Source organism: Achromobacter sp., from assembly GCF_032102605.1.
Classification (GTDB): domain Bacteria; phylum Pseudomonadota; class Gammaproteobacteria; order Burkholderiales; family Burkholderiaceae_B; genus Achromobacter.
In genome coordinates, this window is record NZ_DAMDGT010000013.1 from 62,685 (window position 1) to 82,481 (window position 19,797).

Below are 19,797 nucleotides of genomic sequence, written 5' to 3' on the forward strand. Positions count from 1 at the left end.
GCCGCATGTCCGCCGCCCGTTTCGAATCCAAGGTCCTGTCCCGCGACGAATGCGTCGCCGCCATCGCCGCCGGCCGCTATCCGCGGCCGCTGGTGTTCACCAACGGGGTGTTCGACATCCTGCATCGCGGACACGCCACCTACCTGGACCAGGCCGCCCAGTTGGGCGCCACGCTGGTGGTGGCGGTGAACACCGACGAATCGGTGCGCCGCCTGGGCAAGGGGGCGGAGCGTCCGCTGAACCGCATGGAAGACCGGGCGGCGCTGTTGGCCGCGCTGGGCTTCGTGACCGTGGTCACGTCCTTCCACGAAGACACGCCCGAGGCGCTGATCGGGCAGATCAAGCCCGACCTCATCGTCAAGGGCGGCGACTACGACATGGAAACGTTGCCCGAGACCGCGCTGGTGAAAACCTGGGGCGGGCGTGCCGTGGCGATTCCCTTTGAATTCGAACGTTCCACCACGGCGCTGGTGAAGAAGATCCAGGGCGGCTGAACGACAACCGCCCTCGACCTCAAAGAAAAAGGCGGCCCGCGAGGCCGCCTTTTTCTTTTGTCCGAGACTGCCTGTCAGGCCGTCAGCGAGGGTCGCGCAGCAGCCGGTTGATGGCTTCCAGATCCGATTCGGCCAGGATGCCGCTGGTGGCCTTCAGGCGCAGGCTGGACAGCACGGTGCTGTAGCGGGCCAGCGCCAGGTCGCGCTGGGTGGCGTAGAGCTGCTGCTGGGCATTGAGCACGTCCAGGTTAATGCGCACCCCGACCTCGTAGCCCGTCCGGTTGGCCTCCACGGCGGCGCGGCTGGACTTCTCGCCGGCTTCCAGCGCCTGGATGCGCGCCAGGCCACTGGTGACGCCGGTGTAGTACTGGCGGGCGGCCTGGACGGCCTGGCGACGCGCCGCCTCGAAGTCGTAGCGCGCCTTTTGCTCCAGTTCCACCTTTTCCGTGACCTGCGAGGACACGCCGCCGCCCGAATACAGCGGGATGGACAGCACCACACCGATGGTGTTGTCGATAGGCTTGCCGGGCGCCGCGTTGCGCATCACGGCGTCGCTGGCGCTGCCGCTGGTGGCGCGCAGGTTGAGCGTGGGGTAGTGGCCGCTCTTGGCGATCTGGATTTCGCGGCCGGCGATGCGGGTCAGGAGCTGCGCGCGCAGGACTTCCAGGCTGGACGATTCGGCCTGGGTGCTCCAGTCCGATACGCGCGCCGGGTGCGGTGCGGGCAGTTGCACGCCATAGGGCAGTTCGGACAGGGCGCCGGGCGCCGTGCCGATGATCTTGGCCAGTTCCTCGCGGCGGACGTCGAGATCGTTCTGCAGCCGCAGTTCCTGCGCGACGACAAGGTCGTAGCGGGCCTGGGCCTCGTACGTGTCCGTGATGGTGGCGTTGCCGAGTTCGAAGTTGCGCTTGGCGGATTCCAGCTGCCCGCCTACGGCGGCCTTTTCCGCTTCGGTGGCGGTCAGCGTGTCCTGGGCATACAGCACGTTGAAGTAGGCGTCCGCCACGCGCAGCAGCAGGTCCTGATAGGCCTGCTGAAGCTGGACCTCGACGTCGGCGACGATAAGCTTGGACTGTTCGAAGTTCTGCCAGCGGCCCCAGTCGAAGAGCGGTTGGGTCAGCGCCAGGTCCCACACGCCGCGCCCGCCGCTGTACGCGTAGGACAGGCCGCGGGTGCTGCGGGTTTCCTGGTAGGCGCCGCCGGCTTCCGCGGAGATCAGCGGAAGCAGCAGCGCGCGGGCCTGGGGTTCTTTTTCAAGGCCGGCGCGGTAGTTGGCGCGCGCCGCAGCGTAGACGGGGTCGTTGCCCAGCGCGGCCTGCCAGACCTGGACGAGGTTTTGCGCAGAGGCGGTCAGGGGGCCGACGCTTGCGGCAGAGGTGAATACCAGTAAAGCCGTAAGCGAGCGGACGCGCATGATCTTCAACGATACGCCGGGCCGCCGGGCGATGCGCCGGCCTGTATCGGGGCCGGGCGCGGGCGGCGAGGTTGCGGGTTTAGAACTTGAACTGGGAGACCGCGACGCCGCGCAGCGGCTTGATGACGGTTTCGAACAGGTTCACGGTTTCGAAGCTGGCGGCGGTGGTGCGGGTGATGCGACAGGCCGTCATGACGGGAGCCTGGCCGACGACCACGACAAGGCGACCGCCCACGCGCAGCTGGTATTTCAGTGCGTCCGGCACGACCGGCACGGAACCGGTGACCAGGATGGCGTCGTATTCGGTGGAGCCCCAGCCGTTGCGGGCGTCGCCGGTTTCGACCTTGACGTTGGTGACGTTGTTGATCTGCAGGTTCTGCTGCGCGAAGGTCACCAGGCGGCTGTCGATTTCAACCGAGGTGACCTGCTGCGCCAGGTAGCCCAGCAGGGCGGCCTGATAGCCGGAACCCGTGCCGATTTCCAGCACGCAGTCGGACTTGGTCAGCAGCAGCTCCTGCGCCAGGCGGGCTTCCACCTTGGGGGCCAGCATGGTCTGACGCGTATTGACCGCATTGATCTCGAGCGGCAGCTCAAGGTCGGAAAACGCCAGGGCGCGCAGGGCCGGCGGAACGAATTGTTCGCGGCGCACATCGAACAGCGCTTGCAGCACGTTGGCGTCCAGGACGTCCCACGGGCGGATCTGCTGTTCCACCATATTGAAGCGGGCTTGTTCTACGTCGGGCAGGGTCGAAGCGTTCATGACGGTCAGAAAAAACAGAGGAATCAACAGGCCATTGTACCGATTCGTAGCGTCCTGTGACGGCCCGCCCCGCCGGTAGATGTTTCAGTCGGGACGCCGTACCCCGCAAAAGCAGACGGCGCCCCGTGGGCGCCGTCTGAAAGCAGGGCCGTGGCCGCTACCACCATCCGTGGAAGTGGTGGACCGGTCCGTGGCCCGAGCCCACCGACAGGCGCTCGGCGTGGCGGATCGCTTCGGTGAGGTAAGCCTTGGCACGCTTGGCGGATTCCGGTACGTCCCCGATTTGCGGGATCAGAGCCGCCAGCGCGGCCGACAGCGTGCAGCCGGTGCCGTGCGTGTTGGCGGTATCGATGCGGTGGCCGGGCAGTTCGATCATGCGGTCGCCGTCGTGCAGCAGGTCAATGGTTTCGCTGCCGGGCAGATGTCCGCCCTTGACCAGCACCCAGCGTTCGCCCGAATGCGCCAGCTTGTTGCGCAGGCGTTCGGCCACGCGCCGCATTTCCTTGACCGTTTCGACCGGGCGTTCTTCCAGCAGCACGCCGGCCTCGGGCAGATTGGGCGTCAGCAGGGTGGTCAGGGGCAGCATGGCTTCGCGCATGGCGCCCACGGCGTCGTTCTCGAGCAGCAGGTCGCCGCTTTTGGCGACCATGACCGGGTCCAGCACCACGTGGGACGGCGTCCACTTGGCGAGCTTTTCAGCCACGACTTCGATGACCGGGCGCTGGCCCAGCATGCCGACCTTGACCGCGTCGATGCGCACGTCGGTGAAGAGCGTGTCGATCTGCAGGCCGACGAAGGCGGGCGGCACCGGCGAAATGCCGGTCACGCCCTGCGTGTTCTGCGCGGTCAGCGCGGCGATGATGGCGCAGCCATAGGCGCCCAGCGCGCTCATGGCCTTGACGTCGGCCAGGATGCCGGCGCCGCCGGAGGGGTCGACGCCCGCGATGGTCAGCGCATTGGGAATGGGACGGCCGCTGGCGGCCGGCTGGCGGGAGCTCATTTGGCGGGACCGGCGGTGATGAGGCCTTCGGTGGGCGAGCTGGGCGCGCCGCTGTAGAGCTTCTTGGGCATACGGCCGGCCAGGAAGGCTTCGCGGCCGCTTTCAACGCCCTTTTTCATGGCGCTGGCCATGAGGACGGGGTCGCGGGCTGCGGCGATGGCGGTGTTCATCAGCACGGCGTCGCAGCCCAGTTCCATGGCGATGGCGGCGTCCGACGCGGTGCCCACGCCGGCGTCGACGACGACCGGCACGCGGGCCTGCTCGATGATCAGGCGCAGGTTCCAGGGGTTCAGGATGCCCATGCCCGAGCCGATCAGGGAGGCCAGCGGCATGACGGCCACGGCGCCCATGTCTTCGAGCATGCGGCACTGGATGGGGTCGTCGGTGCAATAGACCATGACCTTGAACCCTTCGTCGACCAGCGTCTTGGTGGCCTTCAGCGTTTCGGGCATGTTGGGGAACAGGGTGTGGGGATCGCCCAGCACTTCCAGCTTCACGAGGTCATGGCCGTCCAGGAGCTCGCGCGCCAGGCGCAGGGTGCGCACCGCGTCATCGGCGGTGTAGCAGCCCGCCGTGTTCGGCAGCAGCGTAAATTTTGACGTGGGGACGTAGTCCAGCAGGTTCGGTTCGCCGGCGTTCTGGCCGATGTTGGTGCGGCGGATGGCGACGGTGACGATTTCGGTGCCGCTGGCGTCCAGCGCCGCGCGAGTCTGTTCGAAGTCCTTGTACTTGCCGGTTCCGACGAGCAGGCGCGACGAATAGACGCGGCCGGCGATGGTGAGAGTGTCTTGTGTGGTCATGGCGGTGCTTCAAAGGGCGGGCGCGCACGATGCGAGGCCCGCGGGGGACTGGCTGTCTGATGCCCGAATGATAAAGCAGGTCGCGGTGTGGCAGGAGCCGGCCGTCGCCAAGCGCGTTCCACTATTTGCGCAAGACGCGCGTCAGCGCACCCGGTCCAGGTCCGCGCAAAGGGTCTCTGCCGCGTCGATCAGCCGCGGCCCCGGCCGGTACAGCGCGTCGGCGTCGATCCCGTACACGTGGCCCTGGCGGGCGGCGGGCAGGCCCATCTTCTGCCATGCAGACAGGTTCGCCTGCGTATCCTCGGGGCGGCCGACGCCGGCCAGCACCACCTCGGGCCGCGCCGCCAGTACGCCTTCCAGGGTGACTTGCGGCGCCACGATGGACGCCTGGCCAAAGACATTGACGCCGCCGCACAGGCGCAGCGCGTCGCTGACGATGCTGGCGTCGTTCAGGGTGAAGATGGGGTCCAGGCCCGCCTGCACAAAGACACGCACGGGCCGCCGGCCCGCATAGCGCGCCTTCAGGGCGTCCAGCCGCCTTTGCAGGTCCTGCGCGGTGGCGCGCGCGACCGGTTCGGTGCCGAACAGCACGCCCATGCGCTCGACGGCGCCGGGTATGGCCTCGAGCGTCAGCGGATCGCTGTAGAAGACGGGTACGCCCAGCTTGTCCATCACGCGCACCAGGGGTTCGGCGGCCGACGGCTGCCAGGCGATCAAGAGGTCGGGGCGGGCGGCGGCCACGCGCTCGGCGTCCGGCTGCGTGCCGTCGCCGATGACCGGCACCGCGCGGGCCGCGGGCGGGTAGTCGCTGCCGCGCACGGTGCCCACCAGGTAGTCGCCCGCGCCGGCGGCGTAGACGAGTTCGGTGGCATGCGGGGCAAGGGTGATCGCGCGCCGCGCGGGCGCGGCCAGGACGACGTTGCGGTCGCGGTCGTCGTGGACCTGGATGGCGGCCGCCGACCCGGCCGGCGCGCCGCTGGCGAACGCCGGACCGAGCGCCAGCATCAGCGCCAGGCCGGCGATCGTCGAAGCGCGGAGGGGTGTCATGAGGAATCTCGAAATAGTCGGCGGGGCCCGCCGACTATATCGGAAGCCGGCAATCAATAGCGCAGCGTGAGCGACGCGTAGAAATTGCGGCCCGGGGCAGGGTACAGGCTGTAGTTGGCGACCGGACCCAGCATTTCGAACGACGCATTGCCGCCGCGGATGCCGTAGGTGGCGTACTGGCGGTCGAAGATGTTGTTCACGCCCACGGCGCCTTCGATGTTGCGCGTGAACTTGTAGGCCAGCTTGGTGTTGAACAGGACGTAGGCGTCCAGTTGCTTGTCGAACTGGTTGGCCTGGTCGTTGTCCATGCGCGACTTGCCCACGTACTGCGCCGCCACGTTCCACAGGAACGAATCGGTGGGGCGCCAGGTCACGGCGGCATTGGCCAGCCACTTCGGCGCCAGGGGCACGGTCTTGCCCGCCAGGTCCACGCCGGCGTAGGTGCCGGAGCGGAACTGCGCTTCCATCCAGGTCAGGTTGGCGTCCAGGGTCACGCTGCTGGACAGGGCGGTGTGGCCTTCCAGTTCGATGCCCTGACGGCGGGTCGGATCGAGGTTGGTGTTCGCGCCGGTGCCCGGGCCCCACAGACCGTCGGCCAGCGGGTTGTACTGGATCTCGTTGGTCAGGTCATAGTGGAAGTACGACAGGCGCGCGCTGCTGGTGGCGGATTGCCAGGTGACGCCCAGTTCCTTGTCGATGGAGGTCTGGGGCGCCAGCGGCGACTGGACCGACAGCAGTTCGTCGGCATTGGGCAGGCGGAAGCTGCGGCCGACCTTGCCGTACAGCCCGAAGCCGCTGGGCAGGTCCTGGCGCACGCCCAACTGCCAGGCGGTCAGGTGGTTGCTGCGGTCGGACGGGGTGCCGGAACCCGAGATCACGTCCAGGTCGTCCGACGCGTACTGGCGGCGCACGCCCATCGTCACGTAGGTGCTTTCCGTGGCGCGGATCTGGCCTTCGGCGAACAGGCCGTACTGGTGCTGGCGCGACTGCCACTGCGACGGCTCGAAGTCGTAGTAGGCGTTCTGGTCGGCCGTGGTCTTGGCTTCCTGCGCGTCTGCGCCGAACACCACGCTGTGGCCGCCGTTGATCGGCAGGCGGTAGCGAATGCTGCCGATGTTCTCTTCCAGCGTCTGGTCGCGCAGCGTGTCGCCGAAACCGTCATAGGTCAGGCCGTTCAGCTTCTTTTCGCGGGTCGACAGGTCGGCGTACAGGACGCCGGCGCCGATGGCCTGTTCCAGTTGCAGGCCGAACGTGGTGGTCGTCGTCTTGACGAAATCGACGTCGTTCTTCGAACCGCGCGGGTCGTCCTGGAATTCGTTCACGCCGGTGAACGGGTTGATCGAGCGCGGGCCCGGCAATTCCAGCTTCTGCGTGGTCGTGCGGCCGTACAGGCGGATCGAGCCGTCGTCGTGGCGGAACGTGATGCCGCCGCCGCCGCCTTCGCGGCGCTCGCCGCTGTTGTCGCGGTAGCCGTCGCTGTGCAGCGACTGCATGTAGGCGTCGACGCCCACCTTTTCGTTGTTCATCGAGACGGCGGCGTCGTACTGGCGCAGGCCGTAGCTGCCGAAGGTGGCGGTGGCGCGGGCGGTCACCGGTTCCTTCGAAAAATCCGATTTGGTGATGATGTTGATCACGCCGCCGGTGGTGCCGCCGCCGTACTGGACGGAGCCGCTGCCGCGCACGATTTCAATACGCTCCACCTGGTCCAGCGGCACCACGCCCAGGCTGGGCGCCGACAGGTCGTTGGTGTTCTGCTTGACGCCGTCGATCAGGATCAGCGTGTTGCTGGCGCCCGTGATGCCGAAACCGCGCAGGTCCACGATGGCGTTGTCGCTGGAGCTGGTGGTGTTGATCAGGTTGATGCCGGCCTGCGTGGACAGCAGGTCCTGCATGGTGCGGGCGCTGCTGGCCGCGATGTCTTCGGCGGTAAGCACCGAGATCGACACCGGCAGGGTGCGGCCGTCGGTGGGCACGCGCTGGGCGGTGACGGTGATCTTGTCGAGTTCAGGGGTGGCGGGGGCAGCTTGCTGGGCGGCGGCAAGCGCCGGGGCGGAACAGACCAGAGCGCCGGCGTAGCGCCGGATGGAGCGGGCTTTCATCTACATAACCTCGAAGCGACCCGCGACCCCGCAGGCCATTCACGATGGGGAGGATGCCCTGGCCGCGGCGGGCCAAGGGGCCGGGCGGCGTGGAACGAGCATCCTGACGAGCGAACAGGCCGGTATCGGGCTGCCATGGGCGCGAGCGCGCATGGGGACCGTTGCGGGGGCAGCACAGGCTGGACGCGGGGGCTGCCGGGCGGCCTTGTGGACGGCGCGGCGGCCCGCTGGGGGGCGTCTTCCTGTTTCCCGTTTATCTTCCGCGCGCGGCGGGCAAGTGTTGCGTCTTTGCCTGCTAATTGCGCCGAAAGCACCGGTTCGGGGCCGAAACTGTATCACCGGGAGGCGCGGGAAGGCCCATTTTGTTACGATCAGGGCTTGTTTTTCCAGCGTTTTTCGCTTTTTAGCCACATTCGCGCTGCCGTGGCCAACCCATTTGGACCTGATCGTGTCGTATCCCCGCCTGCCGTACCCTCCCGAAGCCTATACCCATGGCGGCGAATTCGCGCGCCTGCTGGGCAAGCGCATCCTGATCCTGGACGGCGCCATGGGCACCATGATCCAGCGCTACAAACTGGGCGAAGCGGACTTCCGCGGCGAGCGCTTCGCCGATCACGGCAAGGACGTGAAGGGCAACAACGAGCTGCTGTCGCTGGTGCGGCCCGACGTGATCTCCGAGATTCACCGCCAGTACCTGGAAGCGGGCGCCGACGTCATCGAGACCAACACCTTCGGCGCCACGACCATCGCGCAGGGCGACTACGACCTGCCGGAACTGGCCTACGAACTGAACGTGGTGTCCGCCAAGCTGGCGCGCGAGGCCTGTGATGCCTACAGCACGCCGGACCGGCCGCGCTTCGTGGCCGGCGCGCTGGGCCCGCAGCCCAAGACGGCGTCGATCTCGCCGGACGTGAACGACCCCGGCGCGCGCAACGTGACCTTCGACGAGCTGCGCGTCGCCTACATCGAGCAGCTCAATGGCCTTCTGGATGGCGGCATCGACATCGTCCTTATCGAAACCATCTTCGATACGCTGAACGCCAAGGCAGCTATTTTCGCCACCGAAGAGGTGTTCGAGCAGCGCGGCATCCGCCTGCCGGTGATGATTTCCGGCACGGTGACCGACGCGTCCGGCCGCATCCTGTCGGGCCAGACGGTCGAGGCCTTCTGGAATTCGGTGCGCCACGCCCGTCCCGTCACCATCGGGCTGAACTGCGCGCTGGGCGCGGCGCTGATGCGCCCCTACGTGGCCGAGCTGTCCAAGATCTGCGACACCTACGTCTGCGTGTATCCCAACGCCGGCCTGCCCAACCCGATGGCCGAAACGGGCTTCGACGAAACCCCGGCCGACACGTCTGCGTTGCTCGAGGAGTTCGCGCGCGCCGGCCTGGTGAACATGTCGGGCGGCTGCTGCGGCACCACGCCTGACCACATCCGGGCAATCGCCGAAAAGGTCACCTCGCTGACCCCGCGCGTCGTTCCGGACATCCCGGTCAAGACCCGCCTGTCGGGCCTGGAGGCCCTGAACATCGACGAGGACACGCTGTACGTCAACGTGGGCGAACGCACCAACGTGACGGGCAGCAAGATGTTCGCCCGGCTGATCCGCGAAGAAAAATACGACGAGGCGCTGGCAGTCGCCCGCCAGCAGGTCGAGAACGGCGCGCAGATCATCGACATCAACATGGACGAGGCCATGCTGGATTCGGTGGCCTGCATGCACCGCTTCCTGAACCTGATCGCCTCCGAGCCCGATATCGCCCGCGTGCCGGTGATGATCGACAGCTCGAAGTGGGAAGTCATCGAGACCGGCCTGAAGTGCGTGCAAGGCAAGGCCGTGGTGAACTCCATTTCCATGAAGGAAGGGCTGGAGCCCTTCCGTCACCATGCGCGCCTGTGCCGCCGCTATGGCGCGGCCGTGGTCGTCATGGCTTTCGACGAACAGGGCCAGGCCGACACGCTGGAACGCCGCAAGGAAATCTGCGGCCGCGCGTACAAGATCCTGGTCGAGGAAGAAGGCTTCCCGCCGGAAGACATCATTTTCGATCCGAACGTCTTCGCGGTCGCCACTGGCATCGACGAGCACAACCACTATGCCGTGGACTTCATCGAAGGCACGCGCTGGATCCGCGAAAACCTGCCGCACGCCCGCATCTCGGGCGGCGTGTCGAACGTCAGCTTCTCGTTCCGCGGCAATGAGCCGATGCGCGAGGCCATCCACACCGTGTTCCTGTATTACGCGGTGAAGGAAGGCATGACGATGGGCATCGTCAACGCCGGCCAGCTGGGCGTGTACGCCGACCTGGATCCCAAGCTGCGCGATCTGGTGGAAGACGTGGTGCTGGACCGCCCGGAACCCGTCGGCAAGACGGACCCGGCGGACGAGCGCACGCCCACCGAACGCCTGGTGCAGTTCGCCGACTCCGTGAAGGGCACGGGGGCGAAGAAGGAAGAAGACCTGGCGTGGCGCAATGCCGAGGTCGAGCAGCGCCTGTCGCATGCGCTGGTGCACGGCATCACCGCGTTCATCGTCGAAGACACCGAAGAGGTGCGCCAGAAGATCGCCGCGCGCGGCGGCCGTCCGATCGAGGTGATCGAAGGCCCGTTGATGGACGGCATGAACGTCGTGGGCGACCTGTTCGGCGAGGGCAAGATGTTCCTGCCTCAGGTGGTGAAGTCCGCGCGCGTGATGAAGCAGGCGGTGGCCCACCTGATTCCCTTCATCGAGGAAGAAAAGCGCCAGATCGCGGCGGCCGGCGGCGACGTGCGCGCCAAGGGCAAGATCGTCATCGCCACGGTCAAGGGCGACGTGCACGACATCGGCAAAAACATCGTGTCGGTGGTCCTGCAGTGCAACAACTTCGAAGTCGTGAACATGGGCGTGATGGTGCCCTGCGCGCAGATCCTGGAAAAGGCCAAGGAAGAAAATGCCGACATCGTCGGCCTGTCCGGCCTGATCACGCCCAGCCTGGAAGAAATGGCGTACGTGGCGTCCGAGATGCAGCGCGACGAGTATTTCCGTAGCCGCAAGGTGCCGCTGATGATCGGCGGCGCCACCACCAGCCGCGTGCACACCGCCGTGAAGATCGCGCCCAACTATGAAGGACCGGTCATCTACGTGCCGGACGCCAGCCGTTCGGTGGGCGTGGCGACCAGCCTGATGTCGGATCAGTCGGAAGCCTACCTGGCCGAATTGGCCGAGGAATACGAAGACGTGCGCCGTCGCCATGCCAATCGCAAGGCGACGCCCATCCTGCCGCTGGCCGAGGCGCGCGCCTCGCGTCCGGCGATCGACTGGGACAACTACACCCCGCCGCGCCCGAAGTTCATCGGCCGCCGCACCTTCAAGAGCTACGACCTGGCCGAGGTCGCGAAATACGTGGACTGGGGCCCGTTCTTCCAGACGTGGAGCCTGTTCGGCCCGTTCCCCGCCATCCTGGACGACAAGGTTGTGGGCGAACAGGCGCGCAAGGTCTACGCCGATGGCCAGGCCATGATGAAGCGCATCATCGAGGGCCGCTGGCTCACCGCCAACGGCGTGGTCGGTTTCTATCCGGCCAACAGCATCAACGACGAAGACATCGAAATCTACAAGGACGAGACCCGCAGCGAGGTGCTGTTCACGTACCGCAACCTGCGCCAGCAGGGCGCCAAGCGTGAAGGCGTCAGCAACAAGTCCCTGTCCGACTTCATCGCGCCCAAATCCAGCGGCAAGCTGGACTACATCGGCATGTTCGCCGTCACCGCCGGCCTGGGCATCGAGAAGAAGGAAGCGGAGTTCGAAAAGGCGCTGGACGATTACTCCAGCATCATGCTCAAGTCGCTGGCGGACCGCCTGGCCGAAGGCTTCGCGGAATGCCTGCACGCGCGCGTGCGGCAGGACCTGTGGGGCTATGCGCCCGACGAGGCCCTGTCCAACGAAGACATGATCGCCGAGAAATACGTGGGCATCCGCCCGGCGCCGGGGTATCCGGCCTGCCCGGAACACGTGGTGAAGACCGACATGTTCCGCGTGCTGGACGGCGACGATATCGGCATGATGCTGACCGACAGCTACGCCATGTACCCGGCGTCCAGCGTGTCGGGCTTTTACTTCAGCCACCCGCAGTCGCAGTACTTCAACGTGGGCGTCATCGGCCAGGACCAGCTTGAAGACTACGCCCGCCGCAGCGGTCGCAGCATCGAGGACCTGAAGCGCACGCTGGCGCCCAACCTGGGCTAAGAGACTATGACTGGGGCGCGGCGATGCGCCCCAGTATTTTCTCGATCGACACCCCGATCGCAAGCACCTTGCGATCATCGCCCGGCAGGCCGTCGATCTCCAGTCCTACAGGCAGGCCCTGCGCCGACAGGCCGGCGGGCACGCTCAAGCCCGGCAGGCCGGCATTGCTGCCGGGGTCGACGTTGCGGGCCAGGCGGCCGAATACCTCGAAACTGCTGGCCTCGGGCGTGGCGGCGGGCGGCAGGACCGGCACGGTCGGAAACAGCAATCCGTCCAGCCCGTGCTCCTGGAACGCGCGGCGATAGATGTCGATGAGCTCGCCGCGCTGCGTTGCGATGACCCGTTCATACAGCGGTTGCAGCGCCAGGACCTGTCCGTCGGGCAGGGGCAGGACGCCCGGCACGATCAGGTTGTCGAAGATGCCCTTCACGTCGGGGCTGGAGATCTGCGCCACCACCTCTTCAAAGCTCACGCCGGAGCCGTAGCGCGCCAGGTAATCCGTCAGGTCGGGCTTTTGCTCATACAGGCATAGCGGCATGCCCACCGCGGCGTTGGCGGCCGGCAGGTCGGGGATGTTCAGGTCCACCAATTGCACGCCCGCGGCGCGCAAGCGGTCCAGGGCTGCGTCTGCCACCGTCTGCACTTCGGGATCCAGGTCCGCCCAGAAATAGCCGGCCAGACCCAGGCGGATGTTTGACGCCGGCAAGGGCGCCAGCGGCTGCGAGTCGCCCGTCAGCACCGCATCCAGCAGCACGATGTCCGCCATGCAGTTGGCGATGGGGCCCGCCGTGTCGCGGGTGTGCGAAATCGGCGTGATGCCGTCGCCGCTGTATCGGCCCACGGTCGGCCGGAAGCCGGCCGCGCCATTGACGGCGGCGGGCAGGCGCACCGACGCGCCGGTATCCGTGCCCAGCGCGGCAGGCGCCAGGCGCGCGCCTACCGCCGCGCCGCTGCCCGATGAAGACCCGCCGGCGATCAGTCGGGAATCGTAGGCGTTGCGCGTGCCTTCGCCATGCGGGCCGGGAAAGGCCGTGTTGTAGCCGGACACCCCGAAGGCCAGTTCGTGCATGTTGGTCTTGCCCAGAATCACGGCCCCGGCCTCGCGCAGGCGCTGCACGAGGGGCGCGTCCTCTGCCGGGTGGAAGTGGCGCAGCGCGGGCGTGCCCGCCGTGTTGGGCAGGCCCGCGACGTGGATGTTGTCCTTGATCGCAATCGGCACGCCCCACAGGGCGCCTGGCGCCCTTTGTCCGCGCGCGGCATCGCAGGCGCGCGCCTGTGCCAGGGCGCCTTCGCGGTCGACGGTGATGAACGCGTTCAGGTCCTGGCGGGCGTCGATGCGGTCCAGGCAGGCCTGCGTCAGCGCAAGACTGCTGAGACGGCCCTCGCGGATCAGGGCCGCCGCTTCGGCGACGGTCAGGCCCGCCAGTTCGGACGGCAAGGGCTGGTCGGACGTGCTGGGCATGGCGCTTTCCTTGGTCGAATTGAACCCGTATCTATACAGGGGCGGACCGGGGGCTGTCGAGGACGGGGCAGGCCGGCGTATTGGCGGGCTAGTGGTAAACCACGATGCCGAAAATTGGTGGACCAAATACGATTTGGTAAGACCAATTTGAGGCGCCATGACGTTGCAATCGCTATCGAAGCTCGACGTCCCGACCAGCCGGCCCGCGGCAGATCGCGGCTACCTGCGGCTGGCGGCCCAGATCCATGCGCTGGTGGCGCAGGGAGAATTCGCCGCCGGCCAGCGCCTGCCGGCGGAGCGCGCGCTGGCCGAGCGCTTCGACGTCAGCCGCACGTCCGTGCGCGAGGCCATCATTGCGCTTGAATTGCAGGGCGTCGTCGAGGTCCGGGGCGGGTCCGGCATCTATGTGTGCGAGCCCGGCGCTGGCGTGAACCGCCTGCCCATGGCGCAGGAGCCGGGCGTCGGTCCCTTCGAACTGCTGCGCGCGCGCTGCCTGATCGAATCCGAGATTGCCGCGCTGGCCGCGTCCACCCGCAGCGACGCGGACCTGGATCGTATTTTCGAAGCGCTGACGGCCATGCGCGACCAGATGACCGACAAGGCCGCCAACGCCGAGGCCGACCGCCGGTTCCATCTTTGCATCGCACAGTCCACCGGCAACAGCGTGCTGCTGGCGACGGTGACGTCGATGTGGGACCAGGCGCATGGGCCGATCTGGGAAAAAATCGAGCAACATTTCCACACGCAGGCGTTGCGACTGGCGTCGCAGGCGGATCACCAGCGCATCTTCGGCGCGCTGGTGGCGCGCGATGCGCAGGAAGCAAGGCAGGCCATGCGCGATCACCTGGAGCGGGTGATCGGCGAATTCGCACAGGGGTGGCGCTGATGCTGAATTGCGAGATACACGGGGCGCAGGACCTGCGCGTGGCCGATCGGCCGTCGGAAGCGCTGGGGCCGTCGCAGGTGCGCGTCGGCGTGAAGGCCGTGGGCATCTGCGGATCGGACCTGCATTATTTCCGCCACGGCAAGGTGGGCGATTTCGTCATCCGCGAACCGCTCACGCCGGGGCACGAGGCCGCCGGGCAGGTGCTGGAGGTGGGCGCGGACGTGACTTCCGTCAGACGGGGCGATCGCGTGGCGCTCGATCCGGCTCGCACCTGCGGCGTATGCCGCTACTGCCGCCAGGGCGATTCCAATCATTGCGAGTCCGTGCATTTCTTCGGCAGCGCCAGCCGCTATCCGCACATGCAGGGCGCGATGCGCGAAGAGGTCGTGGTCGATGAGCGGCAGTGCGTGCCGGTGCCGGACTCCCTGTCTTTCGAGCTGGCCGCCTTTGGCGAGCCGCTGGCCGTCGCCCTGCATGCGGTGCGCAGCGCGGGGCAACTGCTGGGCAAGACGGTCATGGTGGTCGGGGCCGGGCCGATCGGCGCCCTGATCGTGATGGCCGCGCGCCTGGCGGGCGCCAGCCGGATCGTCGCGGTGGACATCGTGGACCAGACGCTGGCGGCGTGCTTGCGGGTGGGCGCCACGCGCGCCATCAATGCGGCCACGGCCCCGGAAGCGCTGGACGAACTGGCCGCGGGCAAGGGCACGGTGGACGTGTGCTTCGAAGTCTCGGGCAGCTACGCGGGACTGGCGAACTGCCTGCGCGCGTCGCGGCCGCGGGGCGTGGTCGTCACCGTCGGCACGCTCAGCGGCAGCAGCGAGCATTGCCCCTTCAACCAGATCATGGTGAAGAGCCTGTCGTGCGTCGGCAGCTTCCGCTTCGTGGACGAATACGCCATCGCCGTCGACTGCTTGAGCCGTGGCGTGCTGGACGTGTCGCCGCTGTTGACGGCGGCGGTGCCGGTGGCGCGTGTGCATGATGCCTTCGCATTGGCGGGCGACCGTCAACAGGCGATGAAAGTGATGGTGACGTTCTGACCCGCCGGCCGCCTTGCGTGGCCGCCCCAACCCCTGTAGCCGGAAGCCGAAGATGAAGATTACGAATGCACGCGTGATTGTCTGTTCTCCGGGCCGCAATTTCGTGACCCTGAAAATCGAAACCGATCAGGGCCTGACCGGCATCGGCGACGCCACGCTGAACGGGCGCGAACTGGCGGTGGCCGCGTACCTGACCGAGCACGTGATTCCGTGCCTGATCGGCCGCGACGCGCACCAGATCGAGGACATCTGGCAATACCTGTATAAGGGCGCCTATTGGCGGCGCGGGCCGGTCACGATGACCGCCATCGCGGGGGTGGACACGGCGCTGTGGGACCTGAAGGCCAAGGCCGCCGGCCTGCCGCTGTACCAGTTGCTGGGCGGCAAGAGCCGCAGCGCCGTCATGGTCTACGGCCACGCCAACGGATCCGACATCGAGCACACCGTGGACGAAGTGCTGCGCTACGCCGACATGGGGTATCGCGCCATTCGCGCGCAGAGCGGCGTGCCGGGGCTGGAAAAGGTTTACGGCGTGGGGCGCGGCAGCCTGTTCTACGAGCCCGCCGACGCGGACCTGCCCAGCGAGCACGACTGGTCGACCGAAAAATACCTGCGCCATGCGCCTCTGCTGTTCGAGCGCATACGCGAAAAGCTGGGCTTCGAACACCATCTGCTGCATGACGTGCATCACCGCCTGACGCCCATCGAAGCCGGGCGGCTGGGCAAGTCGCTGGAACCCTACAGCCTGTTCTGGATGGAGGACGCCACGCCCGCCGAGAACCAGGAGGCGTTCCGGCTGATCCGGCAGCACACCACCACGCCGCTGGCCGTGGGCGAGATCTTCAACACCATCTGGGACTGCAAGGACCTGGTGCAGAACCAGCTGATCGACTACATCCGCACCACCGTCGTCCATGCGGGCGGTATCACGCACTTGCGGCGCATCGCCGACCTGGCGTCGCTTTACCAGGTGCGCACCGGATGCCACGGCGCCACCGACCTGTCACCGGTCTGCATGGGCGCGGCGCTGCACTTCGACCTGTGGGCGCCGAATTTCGGCATCCAGGAGTACATGCGCCACACCGAGGAGACGGACGCCGTCTTCCCGCACGCCTACACGTTCGACCAGGGCATGCTGTACCCCGGCGACGTGCCCGGCCATGGCGTCGATATCGATGAAAAGCTGGCGGCCCGGTATCCGTATCAGCGCGCCTATCTGCCCGTGAACCGGCTGCAGCACGACGGCACGCTATGGAACTGGTAGCGCCGCAGGCCCCTTGCCTGAGCCAAGCGACGCTTGACGCATTGCCGCCCGAGGTCGCTCGTCCGGGATATGACCGGTCGGCGCTGCGGATCGGCATCGTGCATCTGGGCCTGGGCGCGTTTGCGCGCGCCCATCTGGCGGCGGTGAACGATGCGGCGCTGCGTGCCGGGGACCTCGGCGGCGGCTCCGGGCACGATTGGGGCATCTGCGGCGTGTCGCTGCGCCAGGCGGGCACGCGCGACGCCTTGGCGCCGCAGGACGGCCTGTACGCGCTGGCCTTGAGCGACGCCGATGAACACGGCGCGCCCCGTCAACGCATAGCCGTCATCGGCTGCCTGCTTGAGACCCTGGTGGCGCCCGAGGATCCCGGGGCCGTGCTGGCGCGCATTGCCGCCGCCGACACGCGCATCGTCAGCGTCACGGTCACCGAGAAGGGGTATTGCCACGACCCGGCCAGCGGGCGCCTGGATTTCACGCATCCCGACATCGTGCACGACCTGGCGACGCCGGATGCGCCGCGCAGCACCATTGGCTTCCTGGTGCGGGGCCTGGAACGCCGGCGCGCTTCAGGGCTTGGACCCATCACCGTCATGTCGCTGGACAACCTGCACGCTAACGGGCGATTGCTTGGTGAGATGGTGCTGGCGTTCGCTGCGCGGGTCGATACGGGGCTGGCGGACTGGATTGCGTCGGGCTGCACGTATCCGTGCTCGATGGTCGACCGCATCGTGCCTCGCACGACCGATGCGAACAGGCAGGAGATCGGCCAGGCGCTGGGCCTGAACGATGCCTGGCCGGTGCTGGCCGAGCCCTACCTGGAGTGGGTCGTCGAGGATCGGTTCGCGGCGGGCCGCCCGGACTGGACGGCGGGCGGAGCACGCTTCGTGCAAGACGCGGCGCCGTTCGAATCGCTGAAGCTGCGCATGGTCAACGGCGCGCACTCGGCGCTGGCCTACCTGTCCGTGATGGCGGGATGGAAGACGGTGGACGAGGCCATGGCGCAGCCGGGCATGGCACGGTACCTGCATGAACTGATGCGGGCGGAAATCGAGCCTACGTTGCCGGCGCTGCCGGGCCTGGACGTTGCGCAATACCGGCGGCGGCTGTTGCAGCGGTTTGCCAATCCGGCGCTGCGGCACCAGACGCGGCAGATCGCCATGGATGGCTCGCAGAAACTGCCGCAGCGCCTGCTGGACACGGTGCGGGACCGACTGGCGTCTGGCAGCCCGATTACGGGCCTGGCGCTGGCAGTGGCGGGCTGGCTGCATTTCCTGCGCGGTGTGGATCAGGCGGGGCGGCGCTACGAGATCCAGGATCCGATGGCCGCGGCGTTGGCGGCTCGACATGCGCAGGCCGAACGGGCGGCGCGGGAAGCCGGCGACGGACCCGCGGCGATGCTGGCCTGGGCCGGTGAAATGATGGGGGCGCAGGCGGTGTTCGGCGATCTGGGCCGGGATCCGCGTTTCCTGCGGGCAGTCGCAGAGGCCGTGCAGTCCTTGCGCAGTCTTGGCGTGGCGGGGACGTTGGCCGCGGCATATTCGCCGCGGCCAGCCTGAATCAGCCCGGCTTCCTCACCACGATCGTCGCCGTGTCGCTGGTGAAGGAGCTGTCGTCGCGCACGTCGAAGTGTGCGCGCACCACGTCCGGCGCGATGCCGAACATGTGGCGCAGCGCCGCGACCAGGGTGTCGGGCGTGCGCATGCGCGTGACCCAGGACTGGAACTCCAGCGGCAGGCGGCGCGGCGCCAGTTCCTGCAGGGTGAAGCCCGCCTCGGTCAGCATGCGCGTCCATTCGGCGACGGAATAATCGCGCACGTGCGAAGTGTCGCGCAGCACCTCGATGGTTTGCAGCCAGGTGTCCAGCAGCGGTTCGCCGGGCGACACGACATCGGCGAACACGGCGGTGCCGCCCGGCTTGAGCACGCGGAAGGCTTCGCGCAGGCCGCGTCCGGCGTCCTGCCAGTGATGGGTGGAATAGCGCGACATGACCAGATCGAACTCGCCATCGCCGAAAGGCAGGTATTCGGCCTTGCCCTGACAGGTCACCAGGTTGGCAAGGCCGCGCTTTTCGGCTTCGCCCGCCACCACGTCCAGCATCTGCTGCGACAGGTCATAGGCGGTGACCTGGCCGACCAGCGGCGCCACGTGGAAACTCACGTGGCCGCCGCCGCAGCCCAGGTCCAGCACGCGGGCGCCCGGGTGCTGGCGGGCAATGCCGGCCATCTGCAGCAGGTCTTCGCCCTGCGCGTGGACCGCGCTGGTCAGGTAGGCGGTGGCGCGGGGGCTGAACTGGCGGTCGACGGCGGCGTCATGGGAGCTGGAGGTCATCGGATGTCCTTGGTGTCTTGGATGCGGAACGGGTGCAGGCGCTAAGATAGGCGGGCCCGTATACACGTACAAGCCCATTGTTTATCCTGGTATGACTACTTCCCCCCAGGCCGCCATCGCCGGCCATGAAGGCTCGCACCTGCGCCGTCACGCGCTGGGCGAATTCGTGCGCAGCGCGCGGTCGCGCATCACGCCCCAGATGGCCGGCCTGCCCGAAGGTTCACGCCGCCGCACCCCCGGACTGCGGCGTGAAGAAGTGGCGCAGCTGTGCGGCATCAGCGTCACCTGGTACACCTGGATCGAGCAGGGGCGCGAGGTGTCGGTGTCGCCGTCGGTGTGGTCGCGTATCGCCGGGGTGCTTCAGTTGGCGCGCGCGGAGCGCGCCTATCTGTTCGATCTGGCCGACTGCGCGGATCCGCAGCATGCGCGCGACGACGCTGGCGGAGCGCCCGGACCGCTGCGCGAATGCGTGGACGCGATCAATGCGCCGGCCTATGTGCTGGACCGCGCCTGGAATCTGCTGGCCTGCAATGCGCCGCTGTGCGATCTGTTCGACGACTGGCCGACGCGGGATCCGGAACCGAATCTGTTGCGCTACATCTTCCTGGACCCCGCTGCCCGCGAACTGGTGGTGGACTGGGACCAGCGCGCGCGCCGCGTGGTGGCGGAGTTCCGCGCCGACGCGGGCGCGCACCTGGACGAGCCCGCCGTGGTGGCGCTGTTGGACAGCCTGAGCCGGCAGAGCGTCGTGTTCTCGCACTGGTGGACGCGCCATGCCGTCGTGGAGCGCGAAGGCGGCCTGCGTGAGTTCCAGCATCCGCGACGCGGCAAGCTTGCGTTTCAGCAGATCACCTTCCGGCTGGCGACACATCCGGATTTGAAGCTGGTGATGTTGCTGAGCGGCGCGGGGGAGGCGGCGCAGGCGGCGGTTTGAGGGGCCGGCGCAGGCCAGCGGGACGCGTGTTCGCCATCCTGCCCTGAATG

Annotated in this window: 15 protein-coding genes; 7 read left to right on the forward strand and 8 right to left on the reverse strand. The window is 67.6% G+C overall.

The window, feature by feature from the left end:
- Nucleotides 1–5: 5 nt before the first annotated feature.
- The gene (gene rfaE2, locus RT614_RS23405; RefSeq protein ID WP_313624559.1) at nucleotides 6–494 is read left to right on the forward strand and encodes a D-glycero-beta-D-manno-heptose 1-phosphate adenylyltransferase; all 489 of its coding nucleotides are present in this window, start codon (nucleotides 6–8) and stop codon (nucleotides 492–494) included.
- 82 nt (nucleotides 495–576) lie between these two features.
- Here rfaE2 and RT614_RS23410 read toward each other — a convergent pair whose 3' ends face one another.
- The 6 genes from RT614_RS23410 to RT614_RS23435 all read right to left on the reverse strand — a co-directional run bounded on the left by RT614_RS23410 (nucleotide 577) and on the right by RT614_RS23435 (nucleotide 7,614).
- Nucleotides 577–1,908, reverse strand: a complete 1,332-nt coding sequence (locus tag RT614_RS23410; protein WP_313624560.1) for a TolC family outer membrane protein — start codon at nucleotides 1,906–1,908, stop codon at nucleotides 577–579.
- 79 nt (nucleotides 1,909–1,987) lie between these two features.
- Entirely contained in the window at nucleotides 1,988–2,668 is a 681-nt protein-coding gene (locus RT614_RS23415; RefSeq protein ID WP_313624561.1) for a protein-L-isoaspartate O-methyltransferase, read from the reverse strand.
- Nucleotides 2,669–2,825: 157 nt separating this feature from the next.
- The gene (gene thiD / locus RT614_RS23420; protein WP_313624562.1) at nucleotides 2,826–3,668 is read right to left on the reverse strand and encodes a bifunctional hydroxymethylpyrimidine kinase/phosphomethylpyrimidine kinase; all 843 of its coding nucleotides are present in this window, start codon (nucleotides 3,666–3,668) and stop codon (nucleotides 2,826–2,828) included.
- On the reverse strand, nucleotides 3,665–4,468 hold the full coding sequence (locus tag RT614_RS23425; protein ID WP_313624563.1) for a thiazole synthase: 804 nt from the start codon (nucleotides 4,466–4,468) through the stop codon (nucleotides 3,665–3,667). The genes thiD and RT614_RS23425 overlap by 4 nt, the downstream gene beginning before the upstream one ends.
- A 141-nt stretch (nucleotides 4,469–4,609) precedes the next feature.
- Nucleotides 4,610–5,515, reverse strand: a complete 906-nt coding sequence (locus tag RT614_RS23430; RefSeq protein WP_409558512.1) for a cobalamin-binding protein — start codon at nucleotides 5,513–5,515, stop codon at nucleotides 4,610–4,612.
- Nucleotides 5,516–5,568: 53 nt separating this feature from the next.
- Complete coding sequence (locus RT614_RS23435) at nucleotides 5,569–7,614, reverse strand: TonB-dependent receptor (RefSeq protein WP_313624564.1); 2,046 nt, start codon at nucleotides 7,612–7,614, stop codon at nucleotides 5,569–5,571.
- Between the two features lie 448 nt (nucleotides 7,615–8,062).
- Between RT614_RS23435 and metH the strand changes: the two genes are divergently transcribed.
- Entirely contained in the window at nucleotides 8,063–11,836 is a 3,774-nt protein-coding gene (gene metH / locus RT614_RS23440; protein ID WP_313624565.1) for a methionine synthase, read from the forward strand.
- Between the two features lie 4 nt (nucleotides 11,837–11,840).
- Here metH and iaaH read toward each other — a convergent pair whose 3' ends face one another.
- Nucleotides 11,841–13,298: an indoleacetamide hydrolase gene (gene iaaH / locus RT614_RS23445; RefSeq protein WP_313624566.1), complete on the reverse strand. Its 1,458-nt coding sequence runs from the start codon at nucleotides 13,296–13,298 to the stop codon at nucleotides 11,841–11,843.
- 157 nt (nucleotides 13,299–13,455) lie between these two features.
- Here iaaH and RT614_RS23450 point away from each other — a divergent pair, with 157 nt between their 5' ends.
- The 4 genes from RT614_RS23450 to RT614_RS23465 are packed head-to-tail and all read left to right on the forward strand — an operon-like array spanning nucleotide 13,456 to nucleotide 18,041.
- Nucleotides 13,456–14,184, forward strand: a complete 729-nt coding sequence (locus RT614_RS23450; protein WP_313624567.1) for a FadR/GntR family transcriptional regulator — start codon at nucleotides 13,456–13,458, stop codon at nucleotides 14,182–14,184.
- The gene (locus tag RT614_RS23455) at nucleotides 14,184–15,221 is read left to right on the forward strand and encodes an L-idonate 5-dehydrogenase (RefSeq protein WP_313624568.1); all 1,038 of its coding nucleotides are present in this window, start codon (nucleotides 14,184–14,186) and stop codon (nucleotides 15,219–15,221) included. The genes RT614_RS23450 and RT614_RS23455 overlap by 1 nt, the downstream gene beginning before the upstream one ends.
- Nucleotides 15,222–15,273: 52 nt before the next feature.
- On the forward strand, nucleotides 15,274–16,485 hold the full coding sequence (manD, locus tag RT614_RS23460) for a D-mannonate dehydratase ManD (RefSeq protein WP_313624569.1): 1,212 nt from the start codon (nucleotides 15,274–15,276) through the stop codon (nucleotides 16,483–16,485).
- Entirely contained in the window at nucleotides 16,473–18,041 is a 1,569-nt protein-coding gene (locus tag RT614_RS23465; RefSeq protein WP_313624570.1) for a mannitol dehydrogenase family protein, read from the forward strand. Before manD ends, RT614_RS23465 begins: the two co-directional genes overlap by 13 nt.
- A 1-nt stretch (nucleotide 18,042) precedes the next feature.
- Here RT614_RS23465 and RT614_RS23470 read toward each other — a convergent pair whose 3' ends face one another.
- The gene (locus tag RT614_RS23470) at nucleotides 18,043–18,813 is read right to left on the reverse strand and encodes a class I SAM-dependent methyltransferase (protein ID WP_313624571.1); all 771 of its coding nucleotides are present in this window, start codon (nucleotides 18,811–18,813) and stop codon (nucleotides 18,043–18,045) included.
- A gap of 91 nt (nucleotides 18,814–18,904) precedes the next feature.
- On the opposite strand from RT614_RS23470, the gene RT614_RS23475 reads away from it, so the two are divergent.
- Nucleotides 18,905–19,747: a helix-turn-helix transcriptional regulator gene (locus RT614_RS23475; protein ID WP_313624572.1), complete on the forward strand. Its 843-nt coding sequence runs from the start codon at nucleotides 18,905–18,907 to the stop codon at nucleotides 19,745–19,747.
- Nucleotides 19,748–19,797: the final 50 nt, after the last annotated feature.